26 protein-coding genes are annotated in these 22,490 nt (G+C 56.4%); 2 read left to right on the top strand and 24 right to left on the bottom strand.

Going from position 1 to position 22,490, the window contains the following annotated elements; genetic code table 11:
* Positions 1-68: 68 nt before the first annotated feature.
* From L2W58_RS08930 to L2W58_RS09045, 24 genes are all read right to left on the bottom strand, one after another.
* The gene (locus L2W58_RS08930) at positions 69-1,172 is read right to left on the bottom strand and encodes a glycerol dehydrogenase (RefSeq protein ID WP_236102996.1); all 1,104 of its coding nucleotides are present in this window, start codon (positions 1,170-1,172) and stop codon (positions 69-71) included.
* 82 nt (positions 1,173-1,254) lie between these two features.
* The gene (locus L2W58_RS08935) at positions 1,255-1,998 is read right to left on the bottom strand and encodes an MIP/aquaporin family protein (protein WP_236102997.1); all 744 of its coding nucleotides are present in this window, start codon (positions 1,996-1,998) and stop codon (positions 1,255-1,257) included.
* Between the two features lie 55 nt (positions 1,999-2,053).
* On the bottom strand, positions 2,054-2,611 hold the full coding sequence (locus L2W58_RS08940) for a BMC domain-containing protein (protein WP_236102998.1): 558 nt from the start codon (positions 2,609-2,611) through the stop codon (positions 2,054-2,056).
* Positions 2,611-3,936 carry a 4Fe-4S dicluster domain-containing protein gene (locus L2W58_RS08945; RefSeq protein ID WP_236102999.1) on the bottom strand — a complete coding sequence of 442 codons (1,326 nt, stop codon included), beginning with the start codon at positions 3,934-3,936 and terminating at the stop codon, positions 2,611-2,613. Before L2W58_RS08945 ends, L2W58_RS08940 begins: the two co-directional genes overlap by 1 nt.
* Before the next feature lie 15 nt (positions 3,937-3,951).
* On the bottom strand, positions 3,952-5,358 hold the full coding sequence (locus L2W58_RS08950; RefSeq protein WP_236103000.1) for an aldehyde dehydrogenase family protein: 1,407 nt from the start codon (positions 5,356-5,358) through the stop codon (positions 3,952-3,954).
* Positions 5,355-6,323 carry a cob(I)yrinic acid a,c-diamide adenosyltransferase gene (locus L2W58_RS08955; protein WP_236103001.1) on the bottom strand — a complete coding sequence of 323 codons (969 nt, stop codon included), beginning with the start codon at positions 6,321-6,323 and terminating at the stop codon, positions 5,355-5,357. Before L2W58_RS08955 ends, L2W58_RS08950 begins: the two co-directional genes overlap by 4 nt.
* Positions 6,324-6,327: 4 nt before the next feature.
* Entirely contained in the window at positions 6,328-6,630 is a 303-nt protein-coding gene (locus tag L2W58_RS08960) for a EutN/CcmL family microcompartment protein (protein WP_236103002.1), read from the bottom strand.
* Positions 6,627-6,926 (bottom strand): hypothetical protein, encoded by a 300-nt coding sequence (locus L2W58_RS08965; protein ID WP_236103003.1) that lies wholly within the window; start codon positions 6,924-6,926, stop codon positions 6,627-6,629. Before L2W58_RS08965 ends, L2W58_RS08960 begins: the two co-directional genes overlap by 4 nt.
* Positions 6,923-7,567, bottom strand: coding sequence for a hypothetical protein (locus L2W58_RS08970; RefSeq protein WP_236103004.1), 645 nt, complete (start codon positions 7,565-7,567; stop codon positions 6,923-6,925). The genes L2W58_RS08965 and L2W58_RS08970 overlap by 4 nt, the downstream gene beginning before the upstream one ends.
* On the bottom strand, positions 7,554-8,408 hold the full coding sequence (eutJ, locus tag L2W58_RS08975) for an ethanolamine utilization protein EutJ (RefSeq protein WP_236103005.1): 855 nt from the start codon (positions 8,406-8,408) through the stop codon (positions 7,554-7,556). The genes L2W58_RS08970 and eutJ overlap by 14 nt, the downstream gene beginning before the upstream one ends.
* Positions 8,405-9,058 (bottom strand): PduL/EutD family phosphate acyltransferase, encoded by a 654-nt coding sequence (locus L2W58_RS08980; RefSeq protein ID WP_236103006.1) that lies wholly within the window; start codon positions 9,056-9,058, stop codon positions 8,405-8,407. The genes eutJ and L2W58_RS08980 overlap by 4 nt, the downstream gene beginning before the upstream one ends.
* Positions 9,059-9,071: 13 nt before the next feature.
* A complete protein-coding gene (locus L2W58_RS08985; protein WP_236103007.1) occupies positions 9,072-9,377 on the bottom strand; it encodes a BMC domain-containing protein in 306 nt (101 codons plus the stop codon).
* A 23-nt stretch (positions 9,378-9,400) separates the two neighbouring features.
* Positions 9,401-10,156, bottom strand: coding sequence for a BMC domain-containing protein (locus L2W58_RS13140; protein WP_274705053.1), 756 nt, complete (start codon positions 10,154-10,156; stop codon positions 9,401-9,403).
* The gene (locus L2W58_RS08995; RefSeq protein WP_236103008.1) at positions 10,153-10,623 is read right to left on the bottom strand and encodes a glycerol dehydratase reactivase beta/small subunit family protein; all 471 of its coding nucleotides are present in this window, start codon (positions 10,621-10,623) and stop codon (positions 10,153-10,155) included. Before L2W58_RS08995 ends, L2W58_RS13140 begins: the two co-directional genes overlap by 4 nt.
* On the bottom strand, positions 10,623-12,452 hold the full coding sequence (locus L2W58_RS09000; RefSeq protein WP_236103009.1) for a diol dehydratase reactivase subunit alpha: 1,830 nt from the start codon (positions 12,450-12,452) through the stop codon (positions 10,623-10,625). Before L2W58_RS09000 ends, L2W58_RS08995 begins: the two co-directional genes overlap by 1 nt.
* A gap of 9 nt (positions 12,453-12,461) precedes the next feature.
* Positions 12,462-13,007, bottom strand: a complete 546-nt coding sequence (locus tag L2W58_RS09005) for a diol dehydratase small subunit (protein WP_236103010.1) — start codon at positions 13,005-13,007, stop codon at positions 12,462-12,464.
* A 6-nt stretch (positions 13,008-13,013) separates the two neighbouring features.
* The gene (locus L2W58_RS09010) at positions 13,014-13,685 is read right to left on the bottom strand and encodes a propanediol/glycerol family dehydratase medium subunit (protein WP_236103011.1); all 672 of its coding nucleotides are present in this window, start codon (positions 13,683-13,685) and stop codon (positions 13,014-13,016) included.
* Between the two features lie 14 nt (positions 13,686-13,699).
* Positions 13,700-15,370 (bottom strand): propanediol/glycerol family dehydratase large subunit, encoded by a 1,671-nt coding sequence (locus tag L2W58_RS09015; protein ID WP_236103012.1) that lies wholly within the window; start codon positions 15,368-15,370, stop codon positions 13,700-13,702.
* Between the two features lie 30 nt (positions 15,371-15,400).
* Complete coding sequence (pduB, locus tag L2W58_RS09020) at positions 15,401-16,222, bottom strand: propanediol utilization microcompartment protein PduB (protein WP_236103013.1); 822 nt, start codon at positions 16,220-16,222, stop codon at positions 15,401-15,403.
* A 30-nt stretch (positions 16,223-16,252) separates the two neighbouring features.
* The gene (locus tag L2W58_RS09025) at positions 16,253-16,534 is read right to left on the bottom strand and encodes a BMC domain-containing protein (protein ID WP_236103014.1); all 282 of its coding nucleotides are present in this window, start codon (positions 16,532-16,534) and stop codon (positions 16,253-16,255) included.
* A 34-nt stretch (positions 16,535-16,568) separates the two neighbouring features.
* Positions 16,569-17,018 (bottom strand): EutP/PduV family microcompartment system protein, encoded by a 450-nt coding sequence (locus L2W58_RS09030; RefSeq protein WP_236103015.1) that lies wholly within the window; start codon positions 17,016-17,018, stop codon positions 16,569-16,571.
* Positions 17,015-17,362: a BMC domain-containing protein gene (locus L2W58_RS09035; protein WP_236103016.1), complete on the bottom strand. Its 348-nt coding sequence runs from the start codon at positions 17,360-17,362 to the stop codon at positions 17,015-17,017. The genes L2W58_RS09030 and L2W58_RS09035 overlap by 4 nt, the downstream gene beginning before the upstream one ends.
* Before the next feature lie 228 nt (positions 17,363-17,590).
* Positions 17,591-19,159 carry a helix-turn-helix domain-containing protein gene (locus tag L2W58_RS09040; RefSeq protein ID WP_236103017.1) on the bottom strand — a complete coding sequence of 523 codons (1,569 nt, stop codon included), beginning with the start codon at positions 19,157-19,159 and terminating at the stop codon, positions 17,591-17,593.
* On the bottom strand, positions 19,156-20,382 hold the full coding sequence (locus L2W58_RS09045; RefSeq protein ID WP_236103018.1) for a PocR ligand-binding domain-containing protein: 1,227 nt from the start codon (positions 20,380-20,382) through the stop codon (positions 19,156-19,158). Before L2W58_RS09045 ends, L2W58_RS09040 begins: the two co-directional genes overlap by 4 nt.
* Positions 20,383-20,447: 65 nt before the next feature.
* Between L2W58_RS09045 and L2W58_RS09050 the strand changes: the two genes are divergently transcribed.
* Positions 20,448-20,963 carry a cob(I)yrinic acid a,c-diamide adenosyltransferase gene (locus tag L2W58_RS09050; RefSeq protein ID WP_236103019.1) on the top strand — a complete coding sequence of 172 codons (516 nt, stop codon included), beginning with the start codon at positions 20,448-20,450 and terminating at the stop codon, positions 20,961-20,963.
* The gene (locus L2W58_RS09055; protein WP_236103020.1) at positions 20,960-22,342 is read left to right on the top strand and encodes a cobyrinic acid a,c-diamide synthase CobB; all 1,383 of its coding nucleotides are present in this window, start codon (positions 20,960-20,962) and stop codon (positions 22,340-22,342) included. The genes L2W58_RS09050 and L2W58_RS09055 overlap by 4 nt, the downstream gene beginning before the upstream one ends.
* Positions 22,343-22,490 lie beyond the last annotated feature (148 nt).

Here is a 22,490-nt window from a genome sequence, read left to right on the forward strand (position 1 = left end):
CCCCGCTGCTAACCCCGCGCCCCCTCTTCCATATCAGGATATGTGGTCGTACCCCGAGGGGGTTGGGGTCAGGATTTATCCAGGGCAAGCCAGCTGCGCCCAAGGGCATCGGCGGCCATCATGGCGTTGGCGACATCGGATGCGGTAACCTTGCAGGGTTGGTTGTGTATCGTCTCCCCTTCGGCAGTAGCCATCTCGGCAGCCGCCATTATCTTTTCGGGAGTGGGGTCCTTCAAGCCAAGCTGGGCCAGAGTGATCGGAAGCCCCACGGAGGTGCAGAAATCCAGCACGTCCTCCAGAGTCTCTCTGGGGGAATCCTGAAGGACCAGCTGGGTGAGGGTTCCGAAGGCGACCTTCTCTCCGTGATACATCTGGTGCATCTCCTCTATCGCAGTCATTCCGTTATGGATAGCGTGAGCCGCCGCCAGCCCTCCGCTCTCGAACCCCATACCGGAAAGCAGGGTGTTGGCCTCGACGATTCGTTCCAAGGCTGGCGTCACGACATCGGCATCGCAGGCCAGTTTGGCCTCGTAGCCATACTCAAGCAACTGATCGTAACAGAGCCTGGCCAGAGCCATGGCCGCCTCCGTAGCGGCTCCTCCTGGCATATTGGAAGCTCTGGTCTTGTAACAGGCCTCGGCCTCGAACCACGTGGCCAGAGCGTCTCCCATTCCGGATACCAGAAGACGGGTCGGAGCTTTAGCCACTATCTCCGTATCGACTATGACCATATCGGGACTGGGAGGAAACTCGTAACTCTCGAAGACGCCTTCCTCGGAATATACCACGGAGAGAGCGCTGCATGGAGCATCGGTAGCCGCTATGGTGGGAACCACCACAACAGGGATCCCCAGCTTGAAAGCGGCCATCTTACCCGTATCGTGGGCCTTGCCGCCTCCCACGCTGACGATGAAATCGGCACCTTTATCCTTGGCTACAGAAGCTACCCTGTCGATTTCCTTGAAACAACACTCTCCACCGAAGGACTCCTTGATGAAAGCCACTCCGTTGGCCTCGAAACTCTCCTTCATGGTCTTCTCGACTGCCCCTAGTCCTCTCTTGCCCCCTATGACCAAAGCCTTTTTTCCAAGCTTTGCCACCTGAGCACCGGACTGCGAGCAAGCGCCGGCTCCCTGGACGTACCTGCCGGGAGCGATAAGTATTTTCTGCACTTAAACTACCTCCCCTCGTTATCTTTCGAACGATCTAATTATACAATATACTGTAGCCCGATATCCAGGGCTGTAAGACATCCTATCCTACGAAAGCTACCCCTATGGCCTTAACGATCGCATAGGAAAGCCCTGCTCCTATGAAGGGACCAACTATGGGAATCCAGGAATAGCCCCAGTCCGATCCGCCTTTTCCGGCTATCGGGAGTACGGCATGGGCGATTCGAGGTCCCAGATCGCGGGCGGGATTGATCGCATAGCCGGTAGGTCCTCCGAAAGCCGTCCCTATAGCCAAGACCAGAAAACCCACCAAGAAAGGGCCAAATCCAGATACGAGACCGGCTGAGCCTCCGACGGGAACGGAAAAAATCACCATTATCAGCACGATAAGAGCCATGGTCCCTATTATCTCGGTTATAAGGTTGGCAGGTGTATTGCGTATAGCGGGACCAGTCGCGAATACGCCGAGTTTTATCCCCTTGTCGTCCGTTGCCTCCCAGTGCCCGAGGTAACATAGCCAGGCTACAACCGCGCCGCAAAAACCTCCGGCAATCTGAACGGACATGGTTATCAAAGCGTGAGGCAGAGTATATACTCCTCCCATCAGCTTAGTGAGAGTCACCGCAGGATTGATATCCGCCTGAGGAGCTCCGCAGGCGATGGCGGTAAACACCCCCATGGTGACGGCGATTCCCCATCCGATATTGATCATCAACCACCCTGCGTTTTGTCCCTTGGATTTATTCAGAAGACAGCAGGCACATATTCCGTTACCGAAAGCGCATAAGACCAACGTTCCCAAAAACTCGCCGAATAGATTGTTCACAGTCGAACCTCCCTATATATCGTCTTTTTTACATATCGTAGAAGGGATAAAAGCCTTACCTTATCGCGTCTTTCAATTGCCTGTCAGGGGCGCTTATGACGACCGCATCTACCAAGAGTCCTCTGTCCTCCACAACGGATCTGGCAGACTTCAAGGCGGAACGAACGTCGGAGATCTCTCCTGAAAAGGACAGAAAAGCCTTGGCTCCCATTCCCTGACCGATCCTTATCTCTATCAAGCTGACCTTGGACGCCTTGGCCGCGGCGTCGGCGGCCTCTATCGCCGAAGTGGCGGACATGGTCTCCACCACGCCCAGATCTTTCATCGTATCCAACTCGGTAGAACACATAAGAGCCGGAAATACTGCAGGATGGACGTTCGGTATGGACGTGAAATCGGAAACTGTCTCGCCTCCGATCGACAGTCCCATCTCCAATGAACTTGAGACCGCCCCAACCTGACCGGCGACTATGACGATAAACTTTCCAGGACATAATGTTCTGGCGGCCAGAAGCTTAACGTCGGCCGCTTTGACCATACCGTCAGCTACAGAAAAACCCTTCGCCACGCTTATCAATTCGATGGCCCCAATGGCACGGAAAACCAAACTCATCACCCCTTCCTGGCTTTTATGACCACCGAGCTATCGCTAACCGATTCCACGGATCCGTTTACCGACGAATGAACCGGCGCCCCTAACGCTCCTTCCGGCACGACGCCGATGGTCTGCCCCTCCGAGACCTCCTGTCCTACCTGGACGATCGGGATACAGGGAGCCCCTATATGCTGCCCCATCGCTATATCCACACGGAGAGGAGCGTATTCGCCCATAAAGGGACAATCTACATCCCATCCGGTAAGTCCTATACGCCTTACCAGCCGCTTGCTCGGTAGCAGTCGATACGGTCTGTTTTCGTCAGGTCCATCCAGGGCTTTGTCAAAGGAGAACTTGACCTTTTTCTCCCTGAAAGAAGCCTTCAAAAGTTGATTCACCCTTCTGGGGCTCAACTGCATAGGACAGCCGTGAAGGCCGCTGCACAGGTTGCAATCGGAACAGAGCATAGCCATCTTCAGTATCTCCGGGGTCCTCTGCTCCGGATAAGCCATGGCCCTCATCACCTTGTGAGGTTCCAGCTCGTAACCTATCAGGTGTCTGGAACAAACCATGGTACATTGGGTACATTGGCAACAGGCGTAACGAGCCTGACGGATTATGGTCTCCACCGGCATGGTCTCGTAGCGGACCAATGCCGAGTCGGATGGGATGACCAATATCCCGTTGGATCTCTTGCCTAAAGAGAATTCCGCCGACTCTCTGTAGGTTCCCGTCATAGGTCCCCCGTCCACGTAGACCGGATTAGGGATGGTCTCCCCACCGGCCAGGGCAACAAGCTCCGACGCTATAGTGCCTATCGGAACCGACCAGACCCCGGGATTGGCGACGGCACCTCCGACGGTAACCCAGGTCCTGATAACAGGAGCGTCTTCCATGGCCCGCCCCAGGTTGTACAGGGTCTCCACGTTGTTGACCACCACTCCGACCTGAAGGGGAAGGCCTCCTTCTGGAACTGTCAATCCCGTGGCCTCCTGAATCAGGATTATCTCGTCGCCCGCCGGATAATAATCGTCCATCTCGAAAACATCGGCCCCGGCCAGCCTGAGTTTGTCTATCTGGGAGACATGTTTTCTCTTCACGCAGAAAAGAACCTTTTCTGCGCCGAGGATCGCTCCGACCTTATAGGCGGTTTCGACGAGAAAGGGGGTCTTTTCGTCGAATAGGACCATGTTGTTTCTCAACAGCGGCTCGCATTCCGCTCCGTTTACCAGATACGTATGTACGCCGTCGGCTGAGAGCTTGACGTGAGTGGGGAAACCGGCACCTCCGGCTCCCACGACCCCGGCAGCAAGGACCTTATTCAGCAGATCGGGGGCAATCATTCGAGGCACATCCGATCAGACGATCCTGAACGAACCGTGGAGGTTACACCTGCGCAGTCTACAGAACGAAAGGGGGGTGGTCGGTCCCTGGCCGGTGGTGGTGGCTATGGTGAATGCAGTGGGACACTCGCCTCCGAACCCCAAGGTAGAGAAAGAAGGACCGTTCTTCGTGAACATAGTGGTCTCCATGACCTTGGCCATAACGCTCATGTGATCGACGTTGGTGCTGTGGATCAGGGCGGAATGCCTGAAACCGTGCTCCGTCTTTATGGCAGCCTCGAGAGCCGCATCGAAATCGGGGACCCTCACCATACCGAGGACGGGCATCAGCATCTCGACCTGGATTATGGGGTCGTCCAGCTCGCATTCCACGAGGATGAGTCTGACGTTCCCGGGCGCCTTTATGCCGATCCTCTCCAAGATCCACACCGCGTCTTTGCCGACGAAATCTCTGTTTGGATCGGTTCGTTTTTCGTTGAGGGTCGCCTCTTTGAGAGCCTGTATCTTTGCCGGATCCTTGAGCTCGAAGGCTCCCTCCTCCAGCATCTTTCTCTTAAGCTGATCGGCGACGCAGTTGACCACTATCAGAGCCTTCTCGGATGTGCAGGGGAGGTTGTTGTCGAAGGAACACCCCGCCACTATATCCTTGGCGGCCTGTTCCACGTGAGCGGTTTCGTCCACCACCACCGGGGGGTTTCCAGGACCGGCTCCTATGGCGGGCTTCCCGGAGGAAAGGGCTGCGTTGACGACTCCGGGACCTCCCGTAGCCGAGACCAGACGAACCGCAGGATGGGACATGAGGGCTCCGACGTTCTCCATGCTGATGCGGGATAACACAGTGATTATGCCCTCGGGAGCGCCGTGGGATATCAAGGAATCGTGTACTCGCTGGACCATATCGATGCTGCTCTCGGCAGCTCCGGGATGTGGAGCGAACACGACGCTGTTCCCGGCGGAGAGCATACAGATCGTGTTGTTTATGACCGAGGCGGTCGGATTGGTGGACGGAGTTATCGAAGCTATCACACCGAATGGAGCGTGCTCCTCCAACACCAGTCCTTCGTCCCCGGTGGTGCAGGAGGTACGTATAAACTCGGGACCGGGGGTCTTCTCTATGGCGAGACGGTTCTTCATTATCTTGTCCTTCAGGTTCCCCATGCCCGTATCCTTCAAGGCCAGAGAAGAAAATTCCTCAACCTGAGGGAGAAGGTCCGCTTTGAGAGAGTTTATAATGAACTTCTTCTTGTCCAGTGAATATTCGAACTGCCACTTTCTCTGCGCTTTCACGGAAACCTCGACGGCATCGTCTACCTTCTCGAAGGCCGGAGAAAATCCGCCATCCTTGACTACATCCTCGGAGGATATCCTTTTCACTACGGCAGAGACGAGTTCATGAAGCATCTTCTCATCCATCGGCTTCATCGAACCTCCTTTTCTTTCCAAAGGGACACCGCAGCCTCCGCTACCTCGATATCCTCTTCCACGGATCCCCCGCTGACCCCTACGGCTCCGACGACCTTGCCCTCTTTATCGGTCAAAGGGATACCGCCGCCGAAACAACACAGATCGGGATCGGACTGTAGACCGTAAAGCGGAGCTCCCGGCTGGACCAGATCGTAGACCTCGGATGTGGTTTTACGGAGTCCCAGGGCAGTCTTGGCCTTTTTGCCGCTTAATCCCACGCTGACCGGCAAAACTCCGTCCATCCTATTGAAGACCAAAGGGCCCTTTTCGTCCGAAACGGTGATAGCCATAGGAACCGAAATCTGCGACGCCTTCTCCTCCGCGGCTGACACAAGATCGAGAGCCGTCTTTAGAGAGAGACGACCTTCGCCTTCTTTGCAGGACATCCTTATCAACTCCTTTATTACCTTTCGGGTGATCTCTTCGACCACGGATTCCTCGTCGCATGCCACGGCCAAAGCGAATATGTAATCAGACAGGCGGTTTATCAGCCTGTACGAGTCCTCGTCGATCAGGTGACGACGAAACAGCGGCAGGGCCTCTCTCTCCGCCCTTCTGGTTATGGTGCGGGCCAGATGAAGCGCTGCGCCGGAAGGGGACTTTCCCGGCCGGACGAAAGATCTATCGTGAGGCCAAAGGCTCTCGAGTCCGTCTATTTTTTTCTCAAACAGATCGGCCGATAGCGACGGTATGTCCCTGTCTCCTCGAGCCACGTAGGCCATCAGGAGGAAAAGGGTGTGTTCCAGATCCTCCATATCGGATAAGAACCTCCCTGGAGCCATGCTCCTGGCCATTCCTATGGCTGCCTGAGCTTCGTCGAGGGTTCCGTTGAGATCTATTCGGGGGTCGTCTTTTTGAACCCTGGTCCCGTCCAATAAGGACGTAGTGCCTCCGTCCCCTCCTCCAGTGTAGAGTCTGGCCATCCGCCTAACCGACCTCTCTTGGGTCCACGTCGGCAGAATCGACAATACCGACTATAGCGCCGTCGATAGGGGCATCCGGAACACCGGAGGATTTAGCGGCAGAGCTGCCGGAACAGACTATAACGTCCTCTCCTATACCGGCACCGACCATATCGACCGCCACCATAAAATTTTCTCCTTTAACGGAAGGGCCTAGATCGCCGTCCCCCCTGGGGGAGAGGAGACGAACTATCAGCAGCTTATGTCCGACAAGTCGATCGTCTTTTCTGGTAGCTACCACGTTGCCTACGACCCTGGCCAACTTCATTTCAGCCGTCCCCCTTCCTTCAATCCGTCGAGGGACGCACGACACTCGGCAATCCCTCCGATAAGGGCGACAGTCTGTATGTGTTGCGGACAGTTGCCCAAAATCTCCACCGCCTCTACTGGGGCCCTCTTGACCCCGTCGTCTACCGCGGCAACGAGCTCTGCGACCTGTCCCTGTAAAAGCAGTACAGCACCCCAGCGAGCCGTCTCTATCCTTTTCTTCTCGCTGGACGGAACCCGTCTTAACATCATCCTCCTGGCCGTATCTGACGGTTTGACTATAAGCTCGTAGCTCAACAACGTCGGCTCACCTCCAGGGTTACTCCTATGGCGGACAGCCTCTCCTTGGCCTGATCGGTAAGTTTAACGCCGCTTCCCAAATGCAGGACAGCTCCAGGCCTTACCGACGGAGCTATCTCGGACCAGCTGTACCAGCCGGGATCGGACAAAGCTACTTCCTTGCCCCTCTTATCCGGAAGACCGGAGTCTTTTACCGAGTCGGATCCCCATCCGACGAGAGAACATCCCAAACAGGTCAAATCGGATATGGCCCTCGCCAGCCTCTCTCCCATGGGGCCCTGCCATGCACTCCATCCCCTGAGGGAGGTAACGTCCAGCACCACCGGCAGATTTCTTCCCAGACATCCGGCTATGAGCCTCCCACCGGAAGTCTCGGGAAAGGTCACCAACTCCCTCAAAAGAGAGGGCGGAGCCGATAGGACCATCAGACCGTCGAGGGAATACCCCTCGTTTTCCGGCCTGTCCATTGAATTCAGGTCGTACCAGGGATCGGCAGGCCCAGGGCCTCCGTCGACATAATGGACCCAGTCCGCAAAGCCACGATCGCCCTCCCAGCGGGATCTGGAATGCCACAGAACCCCTATTCTGGGGATCGACAGCTTCTTCAACACCATGTCGACCGTTTTATCTAGATCCATAACGGTTCCTCCAGAGAGAACGAGCGATTCCCAGCGGCGTAACCAAAAGAGTTTCGGGAGCCATGGATACGGGACGGCCTATTATCGGTTTCATCACGTCCTCCACTCCGACGATGTCGGCTCCCCCTCCTACCAGGACTACCGGAAGTCCGTCCGACTCGGGACATCTCTTCAGTCCGTTCCTGACGATGGTAGCCATCTTCTCGAGTACGGGTTTCAAAAGAGGGGCATATCTGTTCCTGTTTTTTCTCTTTTCCTCCTCTGCCCTGTCGAAATCGATACCCAGAGCTCCAGCCAAAACAAGTGTCATATGGGTACCCCCAGTAGGTTCGTCGGAGGAGAAGATCACTTTTTCATCCCTCACGACGGAGATGCCGGTGGTCCCTCCGCCTATGTCTACGATCACACCGTCGGACATGCCCAACGCCTCTGCCGCGGCGGAGGGCTCCTCGTACAGCCCTCCACACTCGAATCCCAAAGCCTCCACCACGTTGGCGCAGACCTTGGCGGTTTTAGAGGATATCCCAGGAGGGTAGGCGGCGGCTCCCACCGTAACGGATTCGTCGATGGGGATCTCTCTCGAAAGCCGGTCGAGACAGGCCTTCATCCCTCTGATCGCCTCGAGGTAATCGACCACGACCCCGTCCCTGACGGAGGCTTTAGAGGGCTCCATAACCGCTCCTATTGGAAAGCCTTCCTCGTCCAAGGCCACCAGTACCATGTTGGTGGTTCCCAGATCGAATCCGAGACAGATCTTTCCGGATGGTCGTTTCCCTTCTGCAACCCCTTCTCGAAAGACCTGTCCACAAAGAGATAGTTCGGGAGTAAGCCAAGAGGTCATGATCCGAGTACCCTGACCATATCGCCGGTGGAAAGACCGCAGGAATTAGCTTCGTCCACGTCCACGTGGAACTCTACCTCCATAGAATCGCCAACCCTCACCCAGACACGGCTGAAGACGATCCCTCTGTCTCCCGGCACCTCCACCGACACTTCCTGCCCGTCCTTCAGGGATAGTTCCGCCGCTCTGGGAGGAGTGAGATGCAGGTGTCTCCAGGCTATGCCCACCCCTACTTCTACCGTCATGGAATCGGCGGGCCCAATTAACGTGACGGGATCACAGGGAAGATCGGATCCGCTTTTTACCAGGGGAGCCTTTATCCTGAGCCGCCTGGCGTCGGACGCAGAGATCTCCACCTGGGTAGCCTTACGGTAGGGACCAAGGACACGCACCGATTCCAAAACCCCTCCTGCTGTGGCCAAGGTAACCGTTTCCTTGCAGGCGAACTGTCCGGGCTGACGTAGATCCTTGATGGGAGTAAGCTCATGACCGGAACCGAAAAGCCTATCGCCGTCATTCCGAGAAAGATGAACGTGGCGATTGCTGACCCCGGCCACGACGAGAGCCGGATCGTGCTCGACACGCGACTCGGGCAAGCTCTGGAGGATCTCGCTGACTATTTTGTCCACCAGCTCTCTCGAAATCGCCATCGCACATCACCGCCTAGTCGTTCGATGCGGAGAGGATATCTACTCCTCCGGCTGGAAGGATCTTCTCCGTGTCCATGTGAGGCCTGGGGATCACGTGAGTGGAGACGACCTCTCCGATTCTGCTCGCCGCGGCGCAACCGGCATCCACCGCGGCTTTTACCGCTCCCACGTCGCCTCGCACCATCACGGTCACCAATCCGGCTCCGCTGAGCCTCTGGCCTATTAGGACGACGTTGGCGGCCTTGACCATCGCGTCCGCTCCCTCTATGGCTGCTACGAGACCTCTAGTTTCGATCAATCCCAATGCTTCCTGTCCCATGACTAATCCTCCCGTTCTTGAATTTATCCTTCGACGGGCCCGGAGGCGTCGTCGGAGGTTTTATCCTGAAATTTCTCGTTCTCCGTTTTTCGAGACTTACCGACTTCCGTCTTGGAATTCCCCTCGGAATCAGCCTTCATCTTTGGCGATTCCTCGACCTTTTTTATCTCTGCCTTCTTTTCTTCCGTTCCATTTTCGATAGAATCGGGGACATCGGTCTTCGCCGTTCCTTTGTTGGAAGAGGTTTTTCTGCGTCTTCTTCCACCGGGTTTACCCTGTTGGGATTCCTTGGATACCCCTTCTTTAGAGGAGCTCGACTTTTTACGGCTACTCGCCTTTCTGCGTTCCTTCGTCCTTACCCGAGAGGCGTTTTCCATGTCCGCCTCCCATCGGTCTTTTTCCCCTATCGAGGGGGTTCCATCGACAGTCGCGACCTTACCGGTAGTTTCACCGGGAGCCACCTCAAAGAGCCAGTCCGCCGCCGATTTGGTATCGTCGTTATAGGCCATCACCGGTCCGAACCCGACAGCGGGGCGAGGGATCATCTGAGCGGACACCACAGTTCCGAAGGGCTCTACCGCGGCCTTCGCCGCCGATATGGCCGCCTTGACCGCTCCGACGTCTCCGGCGATCTTCACCGTGACCATACCGTCTCCTCTGGAATTCTCTCTACCGATCAATTTCACGTTGGCGCTCTTAAGGGCCCCGTCGGCCGCAGCGATGGCCGCAACGAGACCGACGGTTTCGATAAAACCCATAGCCGTTCTAGGTTCGTTCATCGGTGCATCGCCTCCGTCCTCTTAAGGCTCTTCAATACCTGAGCCACAATGGCTTCGATCCCATCCTCGCCGGATGATCGGTCGGATTCCTGGTTCGACCTGCATCTCCACTCCGGCAGAGGCTCTTTTTTCACGAATCTGGCTGCGGCCTGTCCCAGCCATCGAAGGAGCAGCGACCGATCGAACCCCTCGAAACTCTCCTCCAGATAAGCTCTTCGCTCTCTGTAGGTGGCGAAGGTCACCGCTATTCCCTGAGAATCCAGCCCCGCTCCTACCTGAAGAGGAGAGGACAGGCTGCCCTCTTTGGCCAGATCCGAGGCCGATCCCTTTCCGAAGATCCAACGGAGGGGTATTCCTTCCTCTTCCGCTCCGGCCGCCACCAGAGAGACGGCGGAATCCTCCGTCTCGGGAGACACGTAAAGGTGGATCGCGGGCCTGTCGTCATCGCCTATCCTCAAACAGGACATCATGACGTACCTCCGTATGAGAGGACCAGCCCGGTGGCGACGGCGTTTCTCGGACCTTCCGAACCTCGAACGTTACCTCTGCCTGAGACCACTCCATATCTGGCCAGAGCATCGGTTATCATGGTGGGGATCTCGAAATCCTTGGCCGACCCACCCACCAGGACCACGTGATCTATCATCCTTACGTTTCCGGCGGGGGCCACATGCTCCAACGCCCTCAAGGCGTTGATCACGAAGACCTCTTTCTTGGCCTTTCTCCTGGCCATCCGCACCTTTTCCATGGAGACTCTGAGGGGGATGGGCTGTAGGATCTCGTCCGATATAGCCAGAGCGACCCTCCCGAAAAGGTCCGGAGCAAGAGGTCTATCGAAAAAGCGGACCGTACCGTCCTCTTGCCTGACGTGATAGGCGCTTTCCACCTTGCACAGCGGATATCTCTTTATCGACTCGGCCAGCTCGGGATCTTCGATCCCCAACTCGCTGCATATGACGGTGTTGACCATGTTTCCCGCACCTGCCAGATGAATCAGCTCGACCGACCCGTCGTACTTCATAAAAGAGGCGTCGGAACTGCCGGCTCCGAGATCGAGGATGGCGATAGGGCGATCGGTTCCGGGGGTCGTCAAGGCGCCTCTGATGGCCATGTCGGCCTCTACCCCGCCTATCTCGACCTTTATCCCTATGTCCTCCGATACGGCCTCTGCGACCGCCTGCATCGGGAGCTTGGCGGTCTTAACCATGACTGCCAGAGCCACCCCGTTCTCCTGGGAAAACTCTCCGGCCAGACCTCCTACGACCTTTTGAGGGACCATGGTATCGACGGCCAGAAGGTCCTGTATGTGGATCTCCGCTATCGAAAGCCCGGTCAACTTCGCCATTGTGGTACGGACCCTCTCCATCATCCCTCCAACGTTGCTGCCAGGCTGACCGAAGATATCCGTAATAGGGTGACAGACAGAGAGGAGGCTCATTATGGCCTCAGCCCCGGCCTCGACGTCCACGTTTTTTCTGCCGTTAGGCGAATCTATGGATATCTCTCCGGCGGGGATAGACCTTTCCTTCACCTCTCCCATGGGGGTCCTTATGACCACTGCGGATCGATTTCCCACCAAAGCTCTGGTCACAGGAACTATCTGCTTGGTCTCTTCGGGAGACAATCCGAATATGGTGGCCACGTCGTAGGGATTGGCAAGCACCTCTATTACCCTTCCGGGACCGGCTACCTCCACGCAACTGTCCATACCGAGAGGAATCTTGTCTATCGCAGAGACCTCGTCCACTATAGGGAGAGGCCGACTCAGCCTGTTGGATATCAGGACCCCGTCGTCGTTCTGACATATCAGAGCTTTCACATCCAAGCCTTTATCTACGACCTCGTTTACGGTCTCCGATGCGGCCTCGAAATCGACCGAACCCGGGATGACTACGACTACCGATTCACCGCTAGCTCGGTTCCTCAGGTCATCGTAGGCCACAGTCACCCCTACGCCTATTCCGAGACCTCCTGGAGTCGAGGGGTTATGACCTATCATGGTGGACTCGGTGATGACAGTCTCAGTGACCGTCTCCATGGCGACGTCCCCTATGACCGGAGCCGCCTCGTTAAGTCGAATCAGGTCTACCCTGCCGAAATCCCCTCTATCCCAAGCGGCGGCTTCAATGGCCTTTTCCAAGGCCAACCTTATGCCTCTCAGGTTCTGGACCGTTCCCTTGAGTCCCGTAGTCGGATGCAGAGCGGAGGCTAGGAAGGTCTTACCGTCTCCCGACACCTCCGCCAAGGCGACCTCGGTCGTGGAGTTCCCTATATCGATACCAGCGACGATCGCCATGATCTACCTCTATTCGGTAGGCAGATCGCCTTTGAGAAGCTTTCTGCGTTCGTATACGTCGGCGGTCTCCCGAAGAAGCTCGGCACATACCATGGCACCGTAGTTCTTCTCCAGCTCGTCGGCTATTCCCAAAAGATCGGACTTCGTCGATCTATGAGGTCTCATGGCGTTGTATATCTCCAACACCCTGGCATCTGGAACCTTAGTTAGCTCCGCGGCCCTTCTAAGGTTGACGGCTATCTGATGGCATCCGTCGTCCTCGGCTATCTGAGCCTGATATTCCAGGGCATCGGGGGTTATCTTGAAGTCCTCGAAGGCCACATTTCCGCTCTCTATATTGGACAGGGTAAGCTCGTCAAACCCCTTGCCTCTGGGCCCGACCAAAAGCTCCGGCCTTTTAACCGCCAGAGGGTAATCGTCCTTGGACAATGCCTTTCGGTCTTTTACGGAAGTTTCCTGAGGCGAATTAGACGCCCCGTCTTCCTGGCTTCCTCCACTCTGTAGGACCTGACGGACCATCTCGGCTATAAGCTTCTCGTTGATCTCCACTGTCATCCCTCCCTACCTGAATCGGACCTGAAGCTCCATGGGAGACTTGGAGCGATCCAGTGCCTTGACTTCCTTGTTGTGCAGCAGTGCGGCTATTCCCTGGAATTTAGGCCTGGCCATAGGATCGTTTTTAGTAGCCACCGGTACCGGCTGCTCTCCCTTGGCGTACATACCGGCGTTTCTGCCTATGGCTCTGAAGGTCTCCAGATCCAATAGGGGAGACTGAGGGAATAGCTCCAGGTTGTTGAGAGGGGCCAGATCTCTCTGATGTATGACGGTCGTACCTCTGGATATGATCCCTATACCGACTCCCGACCCGGAGAGTTTCGCCGCCTGATGGGCTATGAACGCCACGTCCGCGGTGTGATAGACCCTGACGAGTCTCCAGGAAAGGCCCTGCTCCTCTATCCCGGCAAAGACCTGACGGAGCACGTCTGCCAGGGAGACGTCCACGATGGTAGCGTCGAATTCGGTTCCGAATGCGGGAGGTATGGCCACCACCACCTCTCTGGCATCTGTTCCACGGGTAGCCCTCTCTTTTTCGGTCATCTCCATGGATATTCCGGCCTTTACGGCGGTAACGGACTGCCTTGCCGCGACGGAGGCAGCCCCCACGTTCTCCGAGGCACCGACCTCCTGCAGGACCTCGGCTATGACTTTACGGACCAGTTCTTCGTTTATCATTCCCAAGTCCCTCCTTAAACGTCCTCGGCCCTTATGGCCCAGGGCACGTTCTTAAGCTGGTTCCAACGCTCCTCCGACATGGAATATCCCGTGCCGGGGCCCTGATAGGAGTTCGGGTCGTTTACGGCACTCCAGACGCCGCCTTCCCTATCGACCCAGGCCGAGGTCTGGAGATAGTCTCCTGATACGTGTTGTTTCATCATCCTGACCAGGGCCTCGGCTTCCTCTCGGAATCCTCTCTTGGAAAGGGCCTTTATGATATCGATGCCGTTGATCATCTCGGTCATGACCCTCTCGGCTGCCTTGAGGTCCTCGGGAATGTTTCTGGGAGGCATGTCCGAACTGGAGTGACCGTAGGTGGCCGCCTCGATCTCCTCGTCCGAGATGGCAGGGAATCCCAGCTCGTCGTAAACCGCCTGAAGGGCTCTAGCAGCCTTGTTGCGACAGGCCACGACCTCGTCCTCCGTTACGGGGTTGAGACCTCCGTCGACACGGAAATCCCTCTGAAGGGTGAGATAGTCGTCGACGTCCTCGATATCCCAGTTGGATCCGGCGAACATGTTGTCCTTGTTGGGAACGCCCGAATACCCCGAGAAGATGAAATCCGCACCGGAGAACATCTGAGGAATTGTTCTAGCGGTACGACGCATGTCCGAATGGGAGAAGGTCTGGTCGTTTCCGGAAGCGACCTCGAGACCGTATATCATGGTTATGAGATTCTCTCCCGCCACGGCCCTGAGACCGCTGGGGACGGCTCCGGGAACCCCGATACAGGATATCGATCCGTTCTGAAGTCCCTGAACGCCGGCACCCTTGGTGACCATGATGCACCGGGCCTCCAGATACAGCATGCTCCGTCCCTCTGCCGCGCCCATCTGAACCTCGCTGCCGGTTCCGCTGGTAAAACGCATCTTTATTCCTCGACTGGCGTAGGCGGAGGCCAGGAAGGCCTTGGACCAGGGGGTATCGTCTCCGTCCACGAAGACGCTCTCCGTGCCGTAAACCGAGACGGTCTCGGCATAGCTGGTCAGTCCCTGCATTCCGATCTGGAGCTCGAAGGCCTCTTCCAGAGCGTCCTGGGTGAGAACGCCGGGACGTCCTGTCTGGGATCCGACCAGAAGGGAAATGGCGTTGAGAGCCGCATAGCGTGCTACCGCCACGGTGGTCTCCTCCTCCATGAACCCTCTCAGGGCTCCCTCCGCCGCATCGGCACAGAGCATAATGGGGTTGTCCGTGGCGCTGGTGATATGGGCCTGGTTGCCCGGAGTCTGACGGGCCCTCATCTTCTGCATGGCCATCATTATCTCGACGATGTTCATCTGGCCGATAACGTCGGCCATCTTCGCAGGGGTAAGCCCTGAGAAAAGCCTGCGGACCTCCTTGGTCGGGACCGATATATCCACCAACATCCTGGCCAGCTCCAGAGAGGACTTGGACATGGCCTCCTGAGCGACGGACCGATCTATGCAATAGTCCGCCACGAACTGCTCTATCATGTCGAATTCCTTACGGGGACGTCCGTCCATCTCGACTATCAGACCGTCTCTTACCACCACAGAGGGCTTGGGGTCGTTGGGACTGTCCATGGCTATGAGGCCGACGTCCACCCACTCTCCGATGAATCCGTCCTGGTGAACCGGGCGATTCTCCAGGATCTCGAATCTCTTGCTTCTTTTATCTGCCATCGCTGTCACCTCCGTCGCTAAAGACCGACATCAAATGTAGGGAGTGGTGTCGGTCGCAGGTGCCTCTCCGAAAACCCCGAGAAGTTTCTGTCCCATCTCTCTGGCGGCGATTATCGCCTGACGGACGGCACCGGAGTCCCCGGTGAATGCGATGATGCACTCGTTGGTCCAGCAGGTGCCCTGGCCGGGAGAACTGTAGGCCAGAAGCTCGACCTCGGCGGCCTTGAGAGCGGTGTCGCTCATCACGAAGCCGATTCCGGCAGGAGCTCCTACTATGAGACCAAAGGCCCTTCCGACAGGGGCTCCGAACGCCTTGTTGAGAGCGTCGCTGGCCCTGGCGGTATACTGAAACTCGAGGTGACCGGCCGCACATCCGTAGACGTCGCCGAAGGTGCGATCCAGGTCTTTCAGGGCGACCTCGACGGCCCTACGGGCGTCCGATACGTCCTCCGCCCCGAAAAGGATCAGGCATCCGTGTCCGGCGCCCCCCTCGGTGTCCCTGCATAGCTCGAGGGCGACGATCTCGGTGTTGGTGGCCTTTACGGCCTCGTCGGCCGCCATTATCTGAGGTCCGGCCCCGATGCGGTCGGAGATGATTCCGATAGACCTGTACTTGGGATCGATCCCGAGTTTTTCATGAAGGGAGCTCTCGACGTTTGCGATAACCAGACCGATGGTGTGCCCTCTTGCAAGACCGACGAACTCGGTGACCCCCACGGAGGGAGAGCAGAACGAACCGCAACTCTCCTCGACTGCCTTGCTCTCCTGAGCGGGAGCGGCGGCAGGAGCGGCACCCTCTCCAAGCCTTTTCATAACCTCGTCCATAACCTTCTTCATTACGTCCTGTTCCATCCCTTTGCTCCTCCTATCAGTCAGTTATCGCTAGCCCTCTATCTTGGGCAGGATCCTCTCGGTATCCGAATGAGGCCTGGGGATCACGTGAACGGATACGACCTCTCCGACCCGCTTGGCCGCCGCGGCTCCGGCGTCGACGGCAGCCTTGACGGCCCCTACATCGCCTCTCACCATCACGGTCACGTAGCCCGACCCTATCTTTTCGTATCCGGCGAGACGAACGTTAGCCGCCTTGACCATGGCATCGGCAGCCTCTATAACGCCTACCAATCCTCTGGTCTCGACCATACCCAACGCTTCTGCATTCATTCCGATGACACCTCCTGTTTTAGCTTTCCGTCCTCTAAGAGGTCGGTCGATACCTTTCCATCGTGGACTTCAAAAACTCTATCCCCTCCCCTGTTACGGAGGAGATGACGCAGCTTTCCCTCACGCCGCTTCGACAAAGCGATTTCTTAGCCTTTTCGATCTGCTCCGAAGACGCCAGATCGGACTTGGTAACGACTCCCAAGACAGGAGCGCATATCACGCTCGAGAACGTCGGAGGAGGGGGACAATTTCTGGTGGGATCCACCAAAAGCAGCACGACCGATGCCTTGGAGGATGTGGATATCAGGGAGTTGTAGTGAAGAGGGATATCCAGAAACTCGCCTGGCGTGTCCACGAAATCGCCGCAAAAATCGATGGACTCGGTCTTTACAGTCCTAACAGCCCTATCGGAAAGGACCCCTAAAAGGGTGGACTTGCCGGAATCGACGGAACCGATGACCATGACCCGCCATGGTCGACTCATGTCCTCGTGACCTCGGCGGGAGTGAATCCCAAGGAGTCCCTGAGAACCGACACGGCGCTGGATAGAGCACTCTCGACCGCCGATATCTCACCGGAAATCATCACGCAACCGGTGAACCTGTCCACGAACTCGACCTCGACGACCGCCGCTTTCGACGCGACATCGGCCGCTATGATGGAGCCCTCCCCGGGAGTTATGGTCATCAACCCCAGGGCTCCTCCTCTGTCGACTCCTATGCGATCGCAGAGGTTGGACCTGGGATTTCTGACCACGTGGGCCAAAGTGATCTGCTTTCCCGGCACAAACTCCTGAATGGAACGGGGTAACTTGCCCGATTCGGACACTGGGCATCCTCCTTCCTGAACACTCGCTGAAACTAATCTTCTACACGATGCTATATGAGGGAGAAGTTGAAAGCATTCATAGAGAGAGCGGACTTTTTGACCGATAGAGCCACGAGATGAAGCTGAACGAGGGATGAGGGGGACTTCGTCTCTCTGAAGCGACGACAAGTAATCAAAAAAACGAAAGCGCCGCCTCTGAGGGCGACGCTTTCGCAGATCGTTTGCTTTTCAGTTTTTTTTCCTGTAATCGCTAGGGCTACACCCGGTCGATTGCTTAAAGATTGTGCTGAAATAGGCGATGTTGCCGTACCCCACCGAGATAGCCACGTCTCTGACGGAGACTCCGTCGGACAAGAGGGCCTTGGCTCGATCCATCCTCACCGATTTCACCTTGTCGACGAAACGATCCCCAAGAACCCGTCTGAAGGTCCTGCTCAGATAGCTGGGACTGACGTGTACTGCGTCGGCCACCCTCTCAAGGGTAACGTCGTCGTAGTTGGCCTCTATGTAGTGTAACGCCTGCTGAACCATTATGACCGTAGGATCGCTGGCGGATTCCCTCACTGTCCAGGCCTGATCGAAGGCCTCCGGAAGAGCTTTTGTAAGAGCCATGGGAGTCTGTATCGAGATGAGATTAAGCATCTGCCGCCTGCTCCATCCTGTCACCGCTCCGGCATCACATTTCAGCCGAAGCAAGACGTGACATACCTGTCCCAAAAGACCTGTCACCATGAACTTGACCATGTTGAGATCCGAAGGGGACGAGTTGCTTATCAGCACATCCAAGCTTTCCTTGACGGAAGAGAGAAGATCCGGCCTATTGTTCAGAAAAGCCTCCACCGACTGCTGCTGCACGGTCTCCAGATCGAAATCGTAATCCGGCGTAGGAGGGTCGTCCACGCTGTTCTCCACCATGACGGCCCTCCCCATCCCTTCCAGCAAGCTCTCCTCGAGGGCCTCCTCCAACCTGGTAACGGCGGAGGGGATCGATTCCAGTCGGTCTATAAGTCCTCCGTAAGCCACGTTCGCCATCGCGTCGTTTCTAAGTATGACCTCGAGGAAACGGGAAAGCCAACGGTCGACGTCCGACAACGCTTCCTCGAAGGTCACCAAAAAAAAGGACAGAGACCCGTCCCACGGGACCGTCACTACCTCGTCTCCCAGAGCCTTGTCGAAATCGTCCCACAGGAAGAGAGAATCGGTTCCAAGCCCTCTCTCGCTCGCCACGGAGATCACCCCGAAAAGGTGGCATGGTCTGGAAGGGGGCAATCTAAGGCTGGCCATGACGTCCATCATTCCATCGCTTACCTGACCGGAACGAAGCAGATCCTGTATCATCCTAAGGGCCAACGAGCCTCTGTTGTTCTTTATAAAGGTCTTAAGCTGATCTATCTCCAGAGTTCTGAGCCGTCTCTCCCTGACGTCCCGCAAGACCCTGTCGAACTCTTCCTGGAGACGCTCCCCCGTGACGGGTTTTACCAAAAAGGACTTGACCCCCAGCCCCATGGCGTTCTGAGCGTATTGAAACACGTCGTAAGCCGTGATCAACACGACATCCCCGAGGAAACCGTCTTCCCTGAGCTTTTTGAGGGAGCTTAAACCGTCCCCCCCCGGTATGTGTATGTCGAGAAGGACGACGTCGGGATCCCAGGTCCCGCAGAGTTCCTCGAACTCGGGGGCGGTTCCGACCGATTTTATCTCGAGGGGGTCCTTCATCCTCTCCAGAAGAATCGACAGAGCCTTCCGTTCAAGGGGCTCGTCCTCCACCACCAGGACCTTGAAGATATCTCCCGTCATCCCGTCATCTCCTCCCCTCGTCTCAAAGGCATGGTAACCTCGAATCTACTTCCATCGCCGGGACAGGAGGACCAACGGAGACAGCCCTCTTTTCCATAATGAAGATCCAGCCTTTCCATGACGTTAGATACCCCGACTCCGGGAGAGAAATTGGAACAATCGAATCCTACACCGTCGTCGGAAACGGTGACCACAAGAGAACCTTCTTCTATGGAAGCGTCGACGGAAAGGTGGCATCGGTCAGTCGAGGGTTCCACTCCGTGGACTATGGCGTTCTCGACCAAAGGCTGCAATATCATGAAGGGTACCCTCACGTCCCTGGTTCCGGGATCGACGTGGAGGTCGAAATCGAACCTATCGCTGAACCTTATCTTGTTTATAGAGAGGAAATGTTCTACGCACTCCACCTCCCCGGCAAGGGGAACCAACTCCTCTCTGGCCTGTCTTCTCAAGACATACCTCAGATACTGGGAAAACCTGTATGCCAAGGCCTCCGTCTCAGGCGCATTCTCGAACATGGCGAGGCGAACTATAGCGTTGAGGGTATTGAACATGAAGTGGGGGTTCAATTGATGTCTGAGAGCCTTTATCTGACTGATCTTCAGGTTCCTCTCGAGAGACTGCTTGTCGCATTTCTCCCTCATGAGAACCAGATCCTTTACGAGCAATTTCTTCTCCGCCAGACGGCGCTCGCATAGCTCTACGACATGAGACGAGACCAGCTTTATAAGCTCTCCTCCCTGGTCTATGACCTCCCTGGGGACGACCGGGGCCTCCATGAACAGGTCCACCAATTCGTCCCGATTGGACAAATTCTGCCAACCAACTCCGGCAAGCTCCTCCACCTCCTGACGGGTATAGTGTCTAAGCTTTACCTGACCGCAAAGCACCACCCCGGCCAGACGGCCCTCTATTACCACCGGAAGGGCCATATCTATCAATCCCGCATGACAGCGATATATTCTTACCTTTCCCTGCTCCAGCCCAGCTCTTCCACCGGCGGCATCGCTCTCCCAACACAATCTCCGACCTTCCTCGGTGGACCGCATGAGACGGCAAAACCTTGTAAAATTGCTGGGGGTGGTTATCGGAACTCCCAAGGCCGTAGTGAGAACCGCGCCACAGTTCAATATCTGGGCGAATCTATCCAGAATCTCCTGTAGGACCCCTATGTTGACGGTCTGATGCCACCACTCCAGAGAACCGTACTCTAATTCTTCCACGATAACCTCACCTCCCAAAGGAAAGTGTAAACGAGGAGGAGAAAAAGCGAAAGGAGCCATATACCATGAAAAAAGGTTACCTATCGGTCAACACCGGCGACGGCAAGGGCAAGACTACCGCCGCCGTAGGACAGGCTCTAAGGGCCCTGGGGGCGGGATATTCGGTCTACGTCGGTCAATTTCTGAAGAGCGATCGCTCCGGCGAGATAAGAGTCCTTCGAGAAATCTCGTCCAAGGTCGCCACCGAGACCTACGGCATAGAGAGGAAGGTCGGATCGCCCGTGACGGAGCGAGACAGGGAGGCGGCGAAAGAGGGACTGACACGACTGAAAAAAGCGATCGACGACGGCTACGATCTGGTCGTAGCCGACGAGATACTGGTGGCGATGTCTTCTGGCCTGCTAGAGGAGTCGGAGCTGCTGGACCTCATGGAGTCGAAACCGGAATCGGTGGAACTCGTCATGACGGGAAGAGGGGCGACCCAGGCCATAATCGACAGGGCCGACGTAGTAACCGAGATGGTGGAGATCAAACACCATTATCGCTTGGGAGTACAGGCAAGAGAGGGTATAGAGAAATGATCACTCCGAGGATAGTCATCGCCGGGACTCACAGCGGAACAGGCAAGACCACGATTGTCATGGGAATCGCCGCGGCCCTCAAGGCCAGGGGGGTTTCGGTTCAGACCTTCAAAACCGGTCCGGATTATATCGACCCGGGATTCCACTCGGCAGCATCAGGAAGACCGTGCAGAAACCTGGACTCCATGCTTTTGGAGAAAGACCCTTTGCTGGAGCTTTTCCACCGTGGATCGGAGGGATCGGAGATATCCATCGTCGAGGGCGTGATGGGACTTTTCGACGGAGCAACGGGAGTGGACGACAGGGGAAGCGCAGCAAGCCTGGCCAGATTAAGCGATACTCCCGTTGTCCTGGTGGTGGACGCCAGGTCCATGGCCAGGAGCGCAGCCGCGGTCGTTCGAGGTTTCGCGTCCTTCGATCCCTATGTCTCAGTGAAGGGGGTTATTTTCAACAGGATAGGCAGTCCGAGACATTTCGAAATGGTAAAAGAGGCGGTAGAATCGACTACGGAAGTGAAGGTCCTGGGATATCTTCCCAGAGACGAGGCCCTGGCTCTTCCGGAAAGACATCTGGGACTCGTCCCAGCATGGGAGAGAGAGGATTTTCCCTCATATCTGGATCATCTGGCAGGGCTGGTGGAGGATAACGTGGATTTAGACGCCCTGCTGTCTCTGGCCCGAAAAGCCCGTCCCTTCCCATCCCACCGATCCGAACTGTTCCCCTACCCCTCAGTTCCCAAGAGGATCGATATAGCTGTGGCTATGGACAAGGCCTTCCATTTCTACTATCAGGACAACCTGGACATACTGACTCACATGGGGGCGAATCTAGTGCCTTTCAGCCCGATAGACGACGAAAAGATACCTCCAGAGGCATCGGCTCTCTACATCGGAGGAGGCTTCCCGGAATTATTCGCACCGGATCTGGAGACGAACCTGTCCATGAGAGAGGACGTAAAAAAGAAGGCCGAGGAGGGAATGCCGATACTCGCCGAGTGCGGAGGTCTGATGTATCTGGTGCAGGCCATAGAGACCCCCGAGGGTAAGGTCCACTCCATGGCGGGAGTCTTTCCAGGCCGAATGTCCATGGGCAAGAGGCTCAGGGCCCTGGGATACTGCGAAGGAGAGACCCTGACTGACACATTGCTGGGACCAAAGGGCAAAAGGATCCTCGGTCACGTGTTTCACTGGTCGTCCTACGAGGGGCCCGACGACGCTCCCATAGCCTTGAGGCTTTCCAAGGGAGACAGTACCACCGAGGAGGGCTTGGCAAAAAACAACGTACTGGCGAGCTACCTCCACATCCATTTCGGAAGCGACAGGACGATACCGGAGAGTTTTCTTGAAACCGCTCTAAGATGGCAAGAAAAAAGGGCATAGGACATTTGACAAACCGGGCCGAAGCCCTATCATTTTCAGACAGACACGTAGACGTCTCTTTTCGGAAAGTCCGGTGAAAATCCGGCGCGGACCCGCCACTGTATCCTCCTGCCTCCGCAGGGGGGGAGCCAGATCGCGAGAAGAAGAC

The organism is Dethiosulfovibrio faecalis, assembly GCF_021568795.1.
Lineage (GTDB): Bacteria > Synergistota > Synergistia > Synergistales > Dethiosulfovibrionaceae > Dethiosulfovibrio > Dethiosulfovibrio faecalis.

What these genes read in the sequence shown, in the direction of transcription:
- L2W58_RS09025 (WP_236103014.1), bottom strand. Translation starts at nt 16,534, where the DNA reads ATGAATGCAGAAGCGTTGGGTATGGTCGAGACCAGAGGATTGGTAGGC.
- L2W58_RS09015 (WP_236103012.1), bottom strand. Translation starts at nt 15,370, where the DNA reads ATGGCAGATAAAAGAAGCAAGAGATTCGAGATCCTGGAGAATCGCCCG.
- L2W58_RS08955 (WP_236103001.1), bottom strand. Translation starts at nt 6,323, where the DNA reads ATGGCCAGACTCTACACTGGAGGAGGGGACGGAGGCACTACGTCCTTA.
- L2W58_RS08970 (WP_236103004.1), bottom strand. Translation starts at nt 7,567, where the DNA reads ATGGATCTAGATAAAACGGTCGACATGGTGTTGAAGAAGCTGTCGATC.
- L2W58_RS09040 (WP_236103017.1), bottom strand. Translation starts at nt 19,159, where the DNA reads ATGACGGGAGATATCTTCAAGGTCCTGGTGGTGGAGGACGAGCCCCTT.
- L2W58_RS09055 (WP_236103020.1), top strand. Translation starts at nt 20,960, where the DNA reads ATGATCACTCCGAGGATAGTCATCGCCGGGACTCACAGCGGAACAGGC.
- L2W58_RS08940 (WP_236102998.1), bottom strand. Translation starts at nt 2,611, where the DNA reads ATGAGTTTGGTTTTCCGTGCCATTGGGGCCATCGAATTGATAAGCGTG.
- L2W58_RS08960 (WP_236103002.1), bottom strand. Translation starts at nt 6,630, where the DNA reads ATGAAGTTGGCCAGGGTCGTAGGCAACGTGGTAGCTACCAGAAAAGAC.
- eutJ (WP_236103005.1), bottom strand. Translation starts at nt 8,408, where the DNA reads ATGACCTCTTGGCTTACTCCCGAACTATCTCTTTGTGGACAGGTCTTT.
- L2W58_RS08950 (WP_236103000.1), bottom strand. Translation starts at nt 5,358, where the DNA reads ATGAAGCCGATGGATGAGAAGATGCTTCATGAACTCGTCTCTGCCGTA.
- L2W58_RS09005 (WP_236103010.1), bottom strand. Translation starts at nt 13,007, where the DNA reads ATGACAGTGGAGATCAACGAGAAGCTTATAGCCGAGATGGTCCGTCAG.
- L2W58_RS09000 (WP_236103009.1), bottom strand. Translation starts at nt 12,452, where the DNA reads ATGGCGATCGTCGCTGGTATCGATATAGGGAACTCCACGACCGAGGTC.
- L2W58_RS08995 (WP_236103008.1), bottom strand. Translation starts at nt 10,623, where the DNA reads ATGTCCTGTTTGAGGATAGGCGATGACGACAGGCCCGCGATCCACCTT.
- L2W58_RS13140 (WP_274705053.1), bottom strand. Translation starts at nt 10,156, where the DNA reads ATGAACGAACCTAGAACGGCTATGGGTTTTATCGAAACCGTCGGTCTC.
- L2W58_RS08980 (WP_236103006.1), bottom strand. Translation starts at nt 9,058, where the DNA reads ATGGCGATTTCGAGAGAGCTGGTGGACAAAATAGTCAGCGAGATCCTC.
- L2W58_RS09030 (WP_236103015.1), bottom strand. Translation starts at nt 17,018, where the DNA reads ATGAGTCGACCATGGCGGGTCATGGTCATCGGTTCCGTCGATTCCGGC.
- L2W58_RS08945 (WP_236102999.1), bottom strand. Translation starts at nt 3,936, where the DNA reads ATGATTGCCCCCGATCTGCTGAATAAGGTCCTTGCTGCCGGGGTCGTG.
- L2W58_RS08985 (WP_236103007.1), bottom strand. Translation starts at nt 9,377, where the DNA reads ATGGGACAGGAAGCATTGGGATTGATCGAAACTAGAGGTCTCGTAGCA.
- L2W58_RS09050 (WP_236103019.1), top strand. Translation starts at nt 20,448, where the DNA reads ATGAAAAAAGGTTACCTATCGGTCAACACCGGCGACGGCAAGGGCAAG.
- L2W58_RS09010 (WP_236103011.1), bottom strand. Translation starts at nt 13,685, where the DNA reads ATGATAAACGAAGAACTGGTCCGTAAAGTCATAGCCGAGGTCCTGCAG.
- pduB (WP_236103013.1), bottom strand. Translation starts at nt 16,222, where the DNA reads ATGGAACAGGACGTAATGAAGAAGGTTATGGACGAGGTTATGAAAAGG.